Source organism: Aquimarina ulvae (assembly GCF_053613295.3).
In genome coordinates this window covers 83,160-96,097 of the sequence record NZ_JBSIBP030000003.1, presented here as the reverse complement: position 1 = coordinate 96,097, position 12,938 = coordinate 83,160, and the positions used below count along the sequence as shown (strand labels likewise).

The 12,938-nt window shown below is 34.3% G+C and carries 16 protein-coding genes; all 16 read right to left on the bottom strand.

The window, feature by feature from the left end:
* Nucleotide 1 precedes the first annotated feature (1 nt).
* The 16 genes from ACWGOQ_RS07305 to ACWGOQ_RS07230 all read right to left on the bottom strand — a co-directional run bounded on the left by ACWGOQ_RS07305 (nucleotide 2) and on the right by ACWGOQ_RS07230 (nucleotide 12,854).
* Nucleotides 2-259: a phosphopantetheine-binding protein gene (locus ACWGOQ_RS07305; protein ID WP_452057296.1), complete on the bottom strand. Its 258-nt coding sequence runs from the start codon at nucleotides 257-259 to the stop codon at nucleotides 2-4.
* A gap of 2 nt (nucleotides 260-261) precedes the next feature.
* Nucleotides 262-876, bottom strand: a complete 615-nt coding sequence (locus ACWGOQ_RS07300; protein ID WP_452057295.1) for a 3-oxoacyl-ACP synthase — start codon at nucleotides 874-876, stop codon at nucleotides 262-264.
* Nucleotides 873-2,012, bottom strand: a complete 1,140-nt coding sequence (locus ACWGOQ_RS07295; RefSeq protein WP_452057294.1) for a beta-ketoacyl synthase N-terminal-like domain-containing protein — start codon at nucleotides 2,010-2,012, stop codon at nucleotides 873-875. Before ACWGOQ_RS07295 ends, ACWGOQ_RS07300 begins: the two co-directional genes overlap by 4 nt.
* Nucleotides 2,009-2,455 carry an acyl-CoA thioesterase gene (locus ACWGOQ_RS07290; RefSeq protein ID WP_452057293.1) on the bottom strand — a complete coding sequence of 149 codons (447 nt, stop codon included), beginning with the start codon at nucleotides 2,453-2,455 and terminating at the stop codon, nucleotides 2,009-2,011. Before ACWGOQ_RS07290 ends, ACWGOQ_RS07295 begins: the two co-directional genes overlap by 4 nt.
* Complete coding sequence (locus ACWGOQ_RS07285; protein WP_452057292.1) at nucleotides 2,433-3,722, bottom strand: ABC transporter permease; 1,290 nt, start codon at nucleotides 3,720-3,722, stop codon at nucleotides 2,433-2,435. The genes ACWGOQ_RS07290 and ACWGOQ_RS07285 overlap by 23 nt, the downstream gene beginning before the upstream one ends.
* On the bottom strand, nucleotides 3,715-4,473 hold the full coding sequence (locus ACWGOQ_RS07280) for an ABC transporter ATP-binding protein (RefSeq protein ID WP_452057291.1): 759 nt from the start codon (nucleotides 4,471-4,473) through the stop codon (nucleotides 3,715-3,717). The genes ACWGOQ_RS07285 and ACWGOQ_RS07280 overlap by 8 nt, the downstream gene beginning before the upstream one ends.
* 6 nt (nucleotides 4,474-4,479) lie before the next feature.
* On the bottom strand, nucleotides 4,480-5,478 hold the full coding sequence (gene darH, locus ACWGOQ_RS07275) for a BtrH-related acyltransferase DarH (RefSeq protein ID WP_452057290.1): 999 nt from the start codon (nucleotides 5,476-5,478) through the stop codon (nucleotides 4,480-4,482).
* On the bottom strand, nucleotides 5,475-5,876 hold the full coding sequence (gene DarG, locus ACWGOQ_RS07270) for a flexirubin biosynthesis protein DarG (RefSeq protein ID WP_452057289.1): 402 nt from the start codon (nucleotides 5,874-5,876) through the stop codon (nucleotides 5,475-5,477). Before DarG ends, darH begins: the two co-directional genes overlap by 4 nt.
* Nucleotides 5,877-5,918: 42 nt before the next feature.
* Nucleotides 5,919-6,374 carry a hotdog family protein gene (locus ACWGOQ_RS07265; RefSeq protein ID WP_452057288.1) on the bottom strand — a complete coding sequence of 152 codons (456 nt, stop codon included), beginning with the start codon at nucleotides 6,372-6,374 and terminating at the stop codon, nucleotides 5,919-5,921.
* Entirely contained in the window at nucleotides 6,374-7,510 is a 1,137-nt protein-coding gene (gene darB / locus ACWGOQ_RS07260) for a dialkylresorcinol biosynthesis protein DarB (protein WP_452057287.1), read from the bottom strand. Before darB ends, ACWGOQ_RS07265 begins: the two co-directional genes overlap by 1 nt.
* 13 nt (nucleotides 7,511-7,523) lie before the next feature.
* The gene (locus ACWGOQ_RS07255; protein ID WP_452057286.1) at nucleotides 7,524-8,447 is read right to left on the bottom strand and encodes an NADPH-dependent FMN reductase family protein; all 924 of its coding nucleotides are present in this window, start codon (nucleotides 8,445-8,447) and stop codon (nucleotides 7,524-7,526) included.
* Nucleotides 8,448-8,450: 3 nt separating this feature from the next.
* On the bottom strand, nucleotides 8,451-9,341 hold the full coding sequence (locus tag ACWGOQ_RS07250) for a lysophospholipid acyltransferase family protein (protein WP_452057285.1): 891 nt from the start codon (nucleotides 9,339-9,341) through the stop codon (nucleotides 8,451-8,453).
* An 8-nt stretch (nucleotides 9,342-9,349) separates the two neighbouring features.
* On the bottom strand, nucleotides 9,350-9,595 hold the full coding sequence (locus ACWGOQ_RS07245; RefSeq protein ID WP_452057939.1) for an acyl carrier protein: 246 nt from the start codon (nucleotides 9,593-9,595) through the stop codon (nucleotides 9,350-9,352).
* Nucleotides 9,596-9,616: 21 nt separating this feature from the next.
* Complete coding sequence (locus ACWGOQ_RS07240) at nucleotides 9,617-10,837, bottom strand: beta-ketoacyl-[acyl-carrier-protein] synthase family protein (RefSeq protein ID WP_452057284.1); 1,221 nt, start codon at nucleotides 10,835-10,837, stop codon at nucleotides 9,617-9,619.
* 6 nt (nucleotides 10,838-10,843) lie between these two features.
* The gene (gene flxB, locus ACWGOQ_RS07235) at nucleotides 10,844-11,575 is read right to left on the bottom strand and encodes a flexirubin biosynthesis SDR family reductase FlxB (RefSeq protein ID WP_452057283.1); all 732 of its coding nucleotides are present in this window, start codon (nucleotides 11,573-11,575) and stop codon (nucleotides 10,844-10,846) included.
* Nucleotides 11,576-11,714: 139 nt separating this feature from the next.
* A complete protein-coding gene (locus ACWGOQ_RS07230; protein WP_452057282.1) occupies nucleotides 11,715-12,854 on the bottom strand; it encodes a WG repeat-containing protein in 1,140 nt (379 codons plus the stop codon).
* Between the last annotated feature and the right edge of the window lie 84 nt (nucleotides 12,855-12,938).

The window sequence follows — 12,938 nt, the reverse complement described above, 5'->3', positions numbered from 1 at the left end:
ATTATTTTGTGCGGTGTTTTGAAATATAATCGGCCATGACGCTAATTGACTCAAATATTGCTTTACCTTCTTTAGGATCTTTTAGTTTAATTCCATAATCTTTTTCTAACAATACAATCAGTTCAAGGGCATCAATAGAATCCAACCCTAAACCATCACCAAAAAGCGGATCATCATCTCCTATCTCACTTGCCTCTACATCCTCAAGGCTTAGTTGCTCTATTAATTTTTCCTTTAGCTCTTCTCTTAATTCAGCCATAACTATTGATTATATAATTTATTTAATTCTTCTTTTGTTAGCTCTTTTTTGCCTTTTTTTGAAAGAAAAGCCAAAAATACGTCATATTTATCATTATCCAAATCAACCCAGCCACAAATAACATTACTGGCTTTTCCTGTCTGTAATAAAACTTCAGCATATTTAGTTATCAAATTAGTATCAAAACTTTCTGTTACAAAAAAGGCATTTTCGCTTTTCATCTGATTTCTGATGCTTATCTCTCCCATGATAATATTTGGTAAGGTATAAACAAATATTGCCGGAGATGGATAAAAATTATTCTTATCCTGAATACTTTCTTGATGTTTTCTGTCTGTATCAAGGCTCGATGCTTTGTTCGATAACACCAACGCTGTATTCTCATCTACCTCATTCATATCTTTCAATAAAATCTCTGAGGCTAAAAACCCTAGTTTACACAACTCATCCATCTTATAAAATTTTGGATACTTCATATCCAAAAATTTGTAAATCCCTTTGGTAAAGTCTTTCAGATTATCAGATTTTGAATCTGCGTATAATTGTTCTCCATTTTTAAATACTTTATGGTCGCGGAGTGAGCAAAAATCTGATATGTATAATTTTTCCTTAATCACAGTTCTTCTTTTTCGATAATCAACGCCACATTGCATCCTCCAAAACCAGAAGCTGTCTTTAATACTTTGCTTATATCTTTTTGGTAATTTTTTGTAATCACATTAATCGCCTCTGACACTCCAAGTTCTTGAAAACCTAAAGAAGCAAACAGCTCATTATTAAGTAAGCAATGTCTGGCAACGATACTTTCGATTAATGCTGAAGCTCCTAATGTATGTCCATAATATCCTTTTAGGCTATTGATTGGAATATGCTTCATTCCTGCTCTATTAAAAGCGATAGCCTCCATCTCGTCATTATATGGAGTTGCCGTTCCATGTGCTGTAATATAGTCAATCTGATCACTCTCAAGACCGGCTTCGTTTAATGCTTTCGTAACACTTATAAAAAGCCCTTCTCCAGTTCTTGAGGGTCCAGAAATATGATTAGCGTCATTTGCCGAAGCGTCTCCTGTAATACTTATTGCGTATTCTGTTACATTCTCTTTGTTTGCACTAAGCCAAGCGCTTGCAGCTGCCTCGCCAAGACTAATTCCGGTTCTATATTTACAAAATGGTTTGCAGGGTGCTGGACTAACAGCCTGAAAAGAAAAAAAACCCGAGAGTGTAAATTCAGAAAGTAAATCACCACCAATTACCACCACATCTTCAAAAAGTTGAGATTGAATCATGCGCTTTCCTACCGCAAGGGCTAATCCGCCAGAAATACATGCATTGGATAGTACTACAGGTGTTTGATCGAGTTTGAAAAATCGTTGTATAGTTTTAGAAATACTACTCAAATATGATTTTTCGCTTTCTTGAGCTCTTAGGCTGTTGATATTTCCTTTGGTAGTAGAAATGATGACCCCACTTTTTGTTATATCGATTGATGGATTATCATCCAATAATTTAGAAACAGACAATAGCATCATCTTTTCTAACTTGGTATATCCTTCTTTATCTGAAATATCTTTCCAGGCAGCAGAAAGTTTATCACTTTTAATTACAGCACCAAAAAATGGGGTTGACCATATTTGATCATCTTCAATTTTTCTAATTCCTGTTTTATTTAAGCGAAGATTTTGTATATTCTCTTTAGTAGAAAATCCAAGAGGTGAAATTATATTATCTGAAACTAAGTAGACTTTTTTCATAGCAACCCAACTTTACGTTTCCAATCCAGAAAAAATTCAGGAATGCTCAAAGACATATTTCCATCCATATCTAAGAATACTTGGGTAGTTTGACCAACACAAACTAATTCCTTATTTTGATTATATACATTATATCTAAAAATCATTTTGGCCGCAGGACTATCTACATAAATTGTTTCTACCGTTGCTATATCTCCGTATTTTAATGGTAATTTATGGTCGCAATTAGAATTAACAATAGGGGTAACAAAGTCGTTGTCTTTAACGTGTAGATAAGAAATTCCGTGACTCCTACCGAAAGCTTCGCGCCCTTCTTCAAAATATGTTATGTAGATTCCGTGCCACACGATGCTTAATGGGTCACAGTCATTAAACCTGACTCTCACTTCGTGGAGATGTTTGATATCTGTTATAATTTCTTTAGACCGCCTTTTTCTTTTCATAATATAATATAGCAATTACGATAGTACTAATAAAAAAACCAATTAGCAAACCAATTTCAGGAAGAATATCCTCTAAACTTCCTTTTCTTAAGAAACAATCATAAAAAGCTTCCAGCCCCCAATTCATAGGAGATATTTTAGCTATAATTTGCATAGTGTCTGGCATCGCAAATACAGGTACCCAAACTCCTCCAATCGCAGCTAATAAGACAACCAAAACTGCACCAAACGGAGCTGCTTGTTCATGAGAATTAAAAACCGTTCCTAGTAAAATACCCAATCCAATAGCAGCTAATCCAGAAGCTAAAGCCACAAGATACAACAATACTAAATGATCCCCCAAGTTCAAAATGGGTAAACCTAGTTCAGGAAACACATATATCCCAAATAATAAAATTAATGTAAACTGTAACAAACTTACCAATAAGAACAAAAAGGCTTTACCACCTATGATTGTAACATAACGAACCGGTGTGGTTTGCAATCGCACAAAGGTTCCCTGACCTTTTTCGTGTACAAGATTTAATGACAAAGGTAGAATCATAAAAAAAATTGCAAATAATGTCCAGGCGGGGATGTTATGCTGTACAGAATTAGGTATCACCAATTCTCCAGATAACGACGGATTGATTTGTTCGTATTTTACAAAATTATCCCTATTAAAAGACGTAAGGCTCTGAGACTCCCCCAATTCTTTTTCAAAAGCTTCATAGATCGATTTGGTCTCTATAGTAGCCACCAATTTATCCACCGCAAAAATGACAGCATTCCTAAACGTTTCCTGAGTTATTGGATCGAAATAAAGTTTCACTACTTTACTAGATACCTTACCTTGGACATCTGCTACTTTCGTAGCATTCTCTGTCCCCTCGAATTCTTCAAGAATTTTATTAATATTTTTGTCTATTTGATTTTGGAGATCACTACTTAATCCTTTAGGAATTATTACTGCTAGTTGATACTTGCCGGAAGCTACTAATAAACTTGCTTTTTCTTCAGTTAAGGGACTATTGTCTATTTCAGAAATTGGCTCTAGAAACTCTATATCTTCAAAACTTTTTTGAATTTCATCAGATAACTTTCCTTGATCTTTATCAACTAGAAGGATTTCTATAGAATTACTGGTAACGGATTTGAAAGTAGCATCTTGAATTAGAGTTATGGTCACCACTAGAACTATTGGCATTAGAAATAAAATAACCAGACCACCAGGATCCCTAAGTAATAGAAGAAACTCTTTTTGTATGGAAGCTAAAATTCTATGCATAATCCCGCAGTTCTCTTCCTGTTAGTACAATAAATACGTCTTCTAGATTTCTTGCATCCTTTGTGTCTAAAATCAATGCGTCTGGAGTGTTTTCTGCAATTATTTTTCCCGCATCTATAATGCCTACTAAAGAGCATAAATCCTGTGCTTCTCTAAGATGATGAGACGTATAAATTATCGTAGTACCCGATTCATTGAGTTTCTTAAGCTTTTTAGTAATTGCCTGTTTTGACTGCACATCTACCCCAACAGTTGGTTCATCTAAAAACAAAAGTTCTGGATTATGAAGTATCCCTGCAATAAGATTTACCCTTCTTTTCATTCCCCCAGAGAAGGTTTTTATTTTTTTATCTGCAAAAGGTAGTAGCCCTAATTGATCCAAATGTGATAACACAATAGGTTTTAATTCAGCCTTTGTCATTCCAAACAAGCTTCCGAAGTATAACAAGTTCTCTTTTGCTGTCAATTTTGGATATAATGCATATTCTTGTGGCACCACCCCTATTATTTTTTGAATTTCTTTGGTATTGTTTTTAAAATTCTTACCAGCAATCATTACATCTCCCGAAGTTGGTTTAATTAAACCACATAAAATAGATATTAATGTAGTTTTCCCAGCTCCATTAGGTCCCAATAAACCATACACTTCTCCTCTACTTATTTGTAAATCAACATCATTTAAAGAAAGAAAAGCCGCTCCTTTATATTGTTTAGAGACTTTTTGTACCTGAATAAGCGGAGTAGTATCCATGGCTAATTATTTAATTGCTTTCTTAAGATCTAAAAAGAAAGCCCTCTCAGCCAGAGCAATTGTATCTAATTTATCAGCAATCTTATTGTATGCATCTGTTTCTCTACTCCTATTTTTATAAAGCCTAGAAGCATCAATAGCAAAATCTCTCCATTGATCACCAATTACAGTCATTTCTTTTGAAAGCTCTGCAAGCCTTGGATTCTCCATAATAATGGAAGCTTCCTGTAAGAATGCAGCAAAAATAAATCGAAAACCACCTCCACCAGTTCCTATTTCTTCTTGCATACGCACTAGTTGACCCAAATAATGATTTGTTTTCTTTACTCCAATTTTTTCGGGCCATTTACGGATTCGCTTTGCCACATATCTAATACCTCTAAACCCAACAATTGGAACAGGTGCTAACATGTGTCTATAGGCTTTTTTAATGCCTTTTGTAATTGCTTTTTTAAGATCTACTTCTTTTGGTAATTGCGTTGGATAATATATATGCCCATTAGGAGCAAATGGTCCTTTGGCAAAACGCACTTTCTCTAACTCTTTAGAAGTTAACGTGGTCACCTCAGGCATAACAGGATCGCTAATTAAATAGTCATCACCATCTTTTCCATAGACGACTAAATTATGTGCATTAAAATGAAAACGATATTCATCTGGAAAGTATGTTAAATTATAGACACCAACTTGTAAGCCAACAGGGTTTTTCTTTGAAAGTTCCTCATCTAATGTTTGTTGCGCTTTATCTGTGGATTTGAACTTATGTCTTTTGATCTTAAACCCTAACCTTTTACTTACCCGAGAAAAGATAAACCCTGGCACTGGTCTAAAGCTAAACATTGGTGCAAAATTCACTTTTATAAAAGGAATATAAATAAAGAAGACCCCAGAAGCAATACCAAAAACCATGGGTTCGCTTACTTTTAGTCCATTATAATTCAATAAATTAGAAACCACCCCATTTTCGCAATGAGCGGATTGATTGTGTTCGAAGTTTATTTTCAAATCTTTGGATTTTTAAGTTCTTCTAAAGAAACCTCGAAAGCTTTGGCATATTTCTTTAGTATTTTTTCGCTTAGTTTATTAAAGGTCTTTGCTTTTAAATGTCTTTTTACACGCCATTGCCATAAACCTACATACCCTGATAAGACCACGACATCCATGCGCTGTAATTCCATATAATAGGCGATTGGACTCAATACGCCCTGTTTTATTTTTTGAATAGTTTCCCGAAGTTGTTCTTCTATTAATTCTAGAGACTCATTCAATGCAATCGTCTTTGCATCCCAACCAGAACTAAGTGCTTTTCCATAATTACCATCTTTATCAACAGCATACACTACTTCCTTTATATTAGCTTTTGAAAGGCTACTTTCGTCCTGAGGTACTTCCTCTTTTTTCATACTAATTAATTTTTAGGTTGTTATAAAGGAAATCGATAAGTGTTAAGAGTCTACAATAATGGTCTTCATTTCAGAAGACGCTATCGAAATACCCTCTATATCTTTCACTTCTATTTTCACAAGAGAAACCTGCATAATTTCCGCAATAATTTCTACAGTAGTTATGAGCTCTGTTCCAACCTTTGGCAAGGTATAAATAGTCGCATACTTTATGGAGCCTATAAAGCCAGTCTTTGGTTTTTGATCTTTACCACGATTTATGTAGCCTCTATATCCTCTATGTAACGCAATGCTTTGCGCCATATTCTCTATAAGGCCACCTTCCGTAAAATATCCATCCGTACTCAATAGATTATCAGATGTTACTTTCAATCCAGAAATTACCTTTTCTGTATCAAAATGTATCAATTTGTCTATCATCACAAAAGGATCTTTTTGCGGGATCAACTTTTTGATGAAGTTTGCATCTGTTATCTTATCATCTAGCTGATTATCCATTAGCATACTGTGAGTAAAATATGAAAATACGAAAAACGACCACTCTCAGGAACCATTGCTAGAACCTTATCTCCCTTTTTTAAATTTCCAGAATTTTTAAGTTCATTAATCATTAAATAAATCGATGCAGATCCAACATTACCAACTCTTTCCAGGTTTGTAAACCATTTATTTTTAGGAATTGAAATTCCCTGATTTACCATTTCATTATTCAATCTTTCCTCAAAATAAAATGAGGATATATGAGGTAAAAAATAGTTTATCTCTTCTTCCTTCAAATTATTTTTCTGAAAAGCATCTTTCATACTAGAAACGGCTTTAGGAACCACATGCTTATCTAATATTTTAACGTCTTGTTTAAGTGAAAAAACAGATTTTGATAACCATTCTTCGGGTTCATATTCACTCCAAGGTTTTAGGCTTCCATCTTCACTTTTATCTCCTCCAGCATACATGCACGCTTCTAATTCGTGTGCATATGAATATGCTTGCATCCAATCAATCCTCAATGGGTTTTCTCCTCTTGGTTCATCTTCTAATAAAAATGCACCTCCTCCATCTGACAACATCCATCGTAAAAAATCTTTCTTAAAACCAATAATTGGTTGTTCCTCTAACGATTTTAAATTTTCTACTTCTTTATCAAACTTTCTGGACTGCATCCAAGTAGAAACCCTTTCTGTACCAGTACATACCGCATTTTTTGTGCTATTAGATCTAACAGAAAGGAACCCATATTTTAATGCACTCATTCCTGAACAACAAACTCCCGAAGCTGTATTAAGCTCAATACTATTCTTCGTATTTAATAAACCATGCACCATTGACGCGTGAGATGGCAATAAATTATCTGGAGTGGATGTACCACAAGAAAGTAATTCTATTTGGTTTTCGGAAAATTCAGAATCACAAAGATTTTTAATCGTTTCTCTAGTCAGTTGGGCATTATTATGAGTTAAATTTCCATCATTATCCACAGCATAGTATCTTTCTTTAATACCATTATTTCTTAAAACAATCCTTCTCGCCCGAGAAGGTTGATCATCAATCATCCCTAATCTTTTCTCCATTTCATCATTCGATACCGGCTCATTCGGCAAAAAATGCCCTGTTTTTGTTATGTAAACGTTTTTCATAAATAATGATTACTTACCGTAATCTTGTTGATTGATAATATTTAATATCCTTTTTAATGCGTGCGTAAAAAGGCACATAAGTCAACAAAAATATAATAAAAACTATAGGTACAAAAACCCAAATCGCAAATTGTAGGTAATACTGAAAAAAGTTTAACCATTTTGCTCTTCTTTTTGGTGATTTAAGCCCTACCTTATATATATGTGCTGACCATTTACTAAAGATATGATTTCCAGATTTATCTGACCGAATTAAGAAAGGTTTTATCCTAACTGCTCCATCGCTTACTAACTCCTGTTGAAGTTGTTCAAAATTTTTCTGAAAAAGATGTCTTTTTATGATTCTTCCAAATGTATCTGCCCCACTAATATCCTCATCAGAAACTCCGGGTTTAGGAAAAACACCCAAATATTTGGTTTTCTTACCAGTCATCATCCAATGGACAATTGTAATCACACTAATGTGGTTCCAATGCCGATCAACAAACGCAATATTTCCTACTAATTCGGCTTTGCAATCTACTAATAATCTTTTTACTTTTTCTTGCGTTAAAATCCACATGTTTCTGGATCCATTAACCGTAATAACTGGTGTATTAGAAAGTAGTTCTTTTGCCTCATCACTTTTCAAAAAAGAATTTATTGGTATGGAAGGAGAAAGGTACCAAACTGTATACCCAAGTATAACTAAATCGTATTTTTTTGCTTTTATTTCTTTAGGAATAGGCGCATTTGGTTTTGCAATTTGCAAATATGATTCTGGAAAAACCTGCAAAAAATCTTTCTTATCCCACGGAAATGGATAAGATTCTTTGGGTTGAATTTCACGAACCGTTACCGAGCAGTTTTCATCTAACTTTAGTGGTTCTATAAGGTTTGCTACTATTTCACCTAATTGACCACTTTGGCTATAATAGAGTACAAGTATGTTTTTCATAAATTAGGTGTTAAGGTCATCCCAGTAATCATAATAATTAAACCACTGTAAGGGATACTTTTTAACCATAATTTCAGTATTTCTAACATACTCTTTTAATACATGGCTAGGTTTTACAGAGGACTCTGAAAACTCAGGCTCTCGTGCATATAAATGATATTTCTTACCTGATCCTTTCATAATATACATATAAAGAATAGGTTTCTTCTTTCTCGCAGCTAGTTTATAAGGTCCAGAGGGATATTTTACAGGTTTTCCGAAAAAGTGATGTTCTATAAACTGAATCCCTTCTACGTATCGATCTGCCGCAAAAATAATAACTTCTCCATTAGCTAAAACATTATTCATTTGAAAAATGTGCGACATATCGTCTTTAATCACGATAAATTTCATTGTAGTATCGTCAGAAACCGCTCCCACGTACTGCTTAATTTGCTCATTCTCCTGATCTGTTACTATTAGATTAACTCCAGTGTTAGTAAGGTCAAATTCATCAAAAAAATAACGTGCGATATTAAAACTACCAACATGACCACTAAAGACAATTCCTCCTTCTTTTTTGTCCAAAAGGTTTTGTATTTTATCCCTCCCATCATAGGTAAAAGTAAATTTATCTTTTAAACCAAAAGATATAGCTGTTCTATCTATGAGAGTTTGACCAAATACAAAATAATTTTTATAAACACTTATCAGTGATTTCCAGAAGGATTGTTTGAGTCTTTTATTATAAAAATAATAACTTGTCTTAGTTGTAGAAAACGAAAACACAACGTAATAAGCTGCTACAAATACTAATACAGAATAAGCAGCATTAAGACCTAAGTTCTTTATAAAAAAAATAAAAATCCTATATCCTAAAGGTGTTCCTTTAGCTTTACCTTCCCATTGGGCCATTGTATGCTCTAAATATTGACTTTACGTTCTATCAAATCATAAAAATCTTTGAAGCTTTCTATACCGACAAAATCGTCTCCTGCCAATTTAACTCCAAAAGTAGCTTCTATGGCCACTACAAGATCAACGTAGTCTAGGCTATCGAGATCCAATGTTTCTTTAAGGTTCGCATCAGGAGCAATTTCATCTGCTTCCACCTCAAATTCTTCTATCAAAAATTCATCAACTTTTTCGACAATTACACTTGTTTCCATCATCTTTCTAGTAATTTTTTTCTATTCAATCTTTTTAATGACGATTGCAGAATTTGTGCCCCCAAACCCAAATGAATTCGACAAAAATACATCAATTTTTTTATCTACCGTTTCTTTTACTAAATTTAACTTTGTTGAATCCTCATCAGGAACTTCTAAATTAATATTAGGCGCAATAAATGAGTTATTCAACATAATTAATGAATATACTATTTCACTAGCTCCTGCCATCCAGCACTCGTGTCCCGTCATGGATTTAGTAGAGCTTACGTATGGTTTTGACTCCCCAAAAACCTCGTTGATCGCTTTTGCTTCATTTGCGTCTCCAATAGGTGTAGATGTTGCGTGTGCGTTTACATAGTCTATATCTTCAGGCTTTATATCAGCCTGTTCCACAGCACGCTTCATTGCCCTTGCGGGTCCCTCTTGATTTGGGGTAGAAATATGATCTCCATTAGAAGAAAAACCATAACCCACGACTTCTCCCAAAATCGTAGCCCCTCTTTTTATGGCGCTTTCATAAGACTCCATAAACAGTGCTGCTCCTCCTCCACTAGGAACCAGTCCATCTCTCTTACTATCGAAAGGTCTTGATGCTTTGGTAGGGTTCGCTTCGTTTATTGAGAAAACACCTAATCCATCAAAACTACCAAACGCATAGTCATTTATTTCTTGAGCTCCCCCACACAATACATAATCCTGCAACCCTTGTTTTATCAAAAGGTATCCCATCCCTATGGAATGAGAACCACTGGCACAAGCCGCACTAATGGTGAAGTTAACTCCTTTAAGTTTAAAGACGGTAGAAAGATTCATCGTTACTGTAGAATTCATTGATTTAAAAACTCCTCCCGATCCTACCAATGTAGTATCCTTCTTAATTCTTATTTTGTCAATAGCCTCCATCACCGACTCTGCAGTACTATCGTTACCAAACAGAATACCGATTTCTTCTTTATCTAAAAAATCCTGATCAACACCAGCTTGATGAAATGCTTGTTTTGTTGCGATATAAGCATATTCGGACTCCGAACCAAAACTCACCCGTTGTCTTCTGCTTAATTCTTTTTTTAAATTTGGTTTAGGTACAGTTCCTGTGAGTGCTGATCTATAGCCAAATTCTTTTCGAGATGGTTCAAAAACAATACCAGATTTCCCTTGGTACAAAGATTCTTTTACCTCATCTACATTAGTACCAATACAGGAATAAATTCCCATTCCAGTGATAACTACTCTTCGCATACTCATTTATGAATAAATTCCTCCATTTATATTAACAACTTCCCCTGTTATATATGATGCTTTTTTTGATGCTAAAAAAGCAACCAAATCAGCAACTTCATCTGCTTCACCAAAACGATTAATTGGTATCATACGCTTTAGTTCCTTTTCGTCCATTGCCGCTGTCATATCTGTTTTAATAAAACCTGGTGCAACCGCATTTACTGTCACTTTACGCTTTGCTACTTCTTGAGCTAATGCTTTTGTTGCGGCTACTAAAGCTCCTTTTGCTGCAGAATAATTAACTTGTCCGGCAGTTCCTTTAACTCCAGAAACGGATACTACATTTATTATACGTCCATAACGGTTTGTTAACATTTTCTGAATAAGATGATTCGTTACATTATAAAAACCGTTTAGACTTATATTCAACACATCGTGCCAATCTTTCGGTTTCATCCACATAAATAAACCGTCTCTGGTAATTCCAGCGTTATTAACAATAACTTCTATTGTTGCATCCGGGTTATCACTTTTCCAACTATCTAAAACCTGATGTGTTTCTTCTAAATCGGCAACATTAAATTTTAACAATTCACATTGACCTCCATCATCTTGTATCAGTTTTTTAGTTTCATTAGCTGCGGCATCATTTGACTGATAATTTATCAGAATAGGATATGCTAACTCTTTTGCCAATTTTATGGCAATTGCTTTTCCTATTCCCCTGGATCCACCAGTAACAAGGGCGTATTTCATTTACAACATCGGTTTTAAAATTAAAACAATCATTGGATCTACAGAAACAACAATTATTCCAAATTAAGATTTAATTAACAAATTTAAAAGATTCCTAACAACTTTAACAAACGTCTAATGTTATCAGGAAACGAAGCGCTTATTTAATTTTCACAAAAGGCTCTGCATTTTCAAACCATTTATCGCCTAAAAGTTTTCCGTCTGGCATTAAAAACCCCCATTGTTTGTTATATTTTACACGAGCCAAACCATCTACAAATCCTTTTTCAGCTACTCTCCCAGATAAAAACCCAAAACTACCCGCAGTAATTCCATATTTAGTTTCTATAACTAATTCTCCTTTGGTATTTACAAATCCCCATTCTTCAATTTTAACCGGAGCAAGTCCGTTAACGTCAAAAAAATCAACATCATCATACTGATATTCTATAACTACTTTACCATTAGTATCAATAAAGCCCCATTTGTTACCATTAAAAACACCCGCATATCCATTTTCAAAAGTTTTTGCTTTTTCGAACTGAGGTTCAATTACCCAAGCACCCTGTTTATCAACAAAGCCTATTTTTTCATTTTTCTCTGCAATGGTGTATCTTCCTCCTTCTCTAAAATCCCATATTTTTGTTGCTCCATCAACTTTTTTGAATGATTCAGCAGTAGCAATACCGAACACATTTTCTCCTTTTTCTGCACGAGCAACACCATTTACATAATTCCCGATAGAAGTATATTCTGGCTTGATGACTATATTTCCTTTATTATCTATGATACCCCATTGGCCGGACTGATTTGCAAATCTTGCATACCCATTCTGAAAACCTTTAATTATTTTATAGGTTGGTTTTGCGATAACTTCTCCTTTTGGATTCATTAAACCTACCATCTTATCCGCTCTAATAAAAGCTACACCATCGTTAAAAGGATATAATTTTTCTGCGCTGGATAAGTTTAATTCTTTCCCTAGTTTATCGATATACATCCATTTCTTGTCTTTTACAACCAAGGCTACACCTCCGTCAAAATCTTTTGCTTTATCGAATTGAGGTTCCAGAAGCCACTTTCCATCAGGGTTTATGTATCCCCATTTTTTACCATCTAAAACTAATGCAACGCCATCTGCAAAACTATTGGCTTTTTTAAACTGCGGTTTAATTATAAATTCTACTTTCTTATTGATGTATCCAAATTTTCCGTCTTCTCTAACTTTTGCAAGTTCTTGAGAACATAATATTTGTAAACCAAATACTAATGTTAGTGTGATTAAAAGTGCTTTTTTCATCATATTTATATTTAAGGTTTATCTATTAGTCCCCATATATCCGCACAGGTAAACATGCTTTACTCATGTTTATTCTGAATACAA

Excerpts from the sequence above, each read along its gene's own strand:
- ACWGOQ_RS07305 (WP_452057296.1), bottom strand. The coding sequence starts at position 259 with ATGGCTGAATTAAGAGAAGAGCTAAAGGAAAAATTAATAGAGCAACTA.
- ACWGOQ_RS07295 (WP_452057294.1), bottom strand. The coding sequence starts at position 2,012 with ATGAAAAAAGTCTACTTAGTTTCAGATAATATAATTTCACCTCTTGGA.
- ACWGOQ_RS07290 (WP_452057293.1), bottom strand. The coding sequence starts at position 2,455 with ATGAAAAGAAAAAGGCGGTCTAAAGAAATTATAACAGATATCAAACAT.
- ACWGOQ_RS07285 (WP_452057292.1), bottom strand. The coding sequence starts at position 3,722 with ATGCATAGAATTTTAGCTTCCATACAAAAAGAGTTTCTTCTATTACTT.
- ACWGOQ_RS07280 (WP_452057291.1), bottom strand. The coding sequence starts at position 4,473 with ATGGATACTACTCCGCTTATTCAGGTACAAAAAGTCTCTAAACAATAT.
- DarG (WP_452057289.1), bottom strand. The coding sequence starts at position 5,876 with ATGAAAAAAGAGGAAGTACCTCAGGACGAAAGTAGCCTTTCAAAAGCT.
- ACWGOQ_RS07265 (WP_452057288.1), bottom strand. The coding sequence starts at position 6,374 with ATGGATAATCAGCTAGATGATAAGATAACAGATGCAAACTTCATCAAA.
- darB (WP_452057287.1), bottom strand. The coding sequence starts at position 7,510 with ATGAAAAACGTTTACATAACAAAAACAGGGCATTTTTTGCCGAATGAG.
- ACWGOQ_RS07255 (WP_452057286.1), bottom strand. The coding sequence starts at position 8,447 with ATGAAAAACATACTTGTACTCTATTATAGCCAAAGTGGTCAATTAGGT.
- ACWGOQ_RS07250 (WP_452057285.1), bottom strand. The coding sequence starts at position 9,341 with ATGGCCCAATGGGAAGGTAAAGCTAAAGGAACACCTTTAGGATATAGG.
- ACWGOQ_RS07245 (WP_452057939.1), bottom strand. The coding sequence starts at position 9,595 with ATGGAAACAAGTGTAATTGTCGAAAAAGTTGATGAATTTTTGATAGAA.
- ACWGOQ_RS07240 (WP_452057284.1), bottom strand. The coding sequence starts at position 10,837 with ATGCGAAGAGTAGTTATCACTGGAATGGGAATTTATTCCTGTATTGGT.
- flxB (WP_452057283.1), bottom strand. The coding sequence starts at position 11,575 with ATGAAATACGCCCTTGTTACTGGTGGATCCAGGGGAATAGGAAAAGCA.
- ACWGOQ_RS07230 (WP_452057282.1), bottom strand. The coding sequence starts at position 12,854 with ATGAAAAAAGCACTTTTAATCACACTAACATTAGTATTTGGTTTACAA.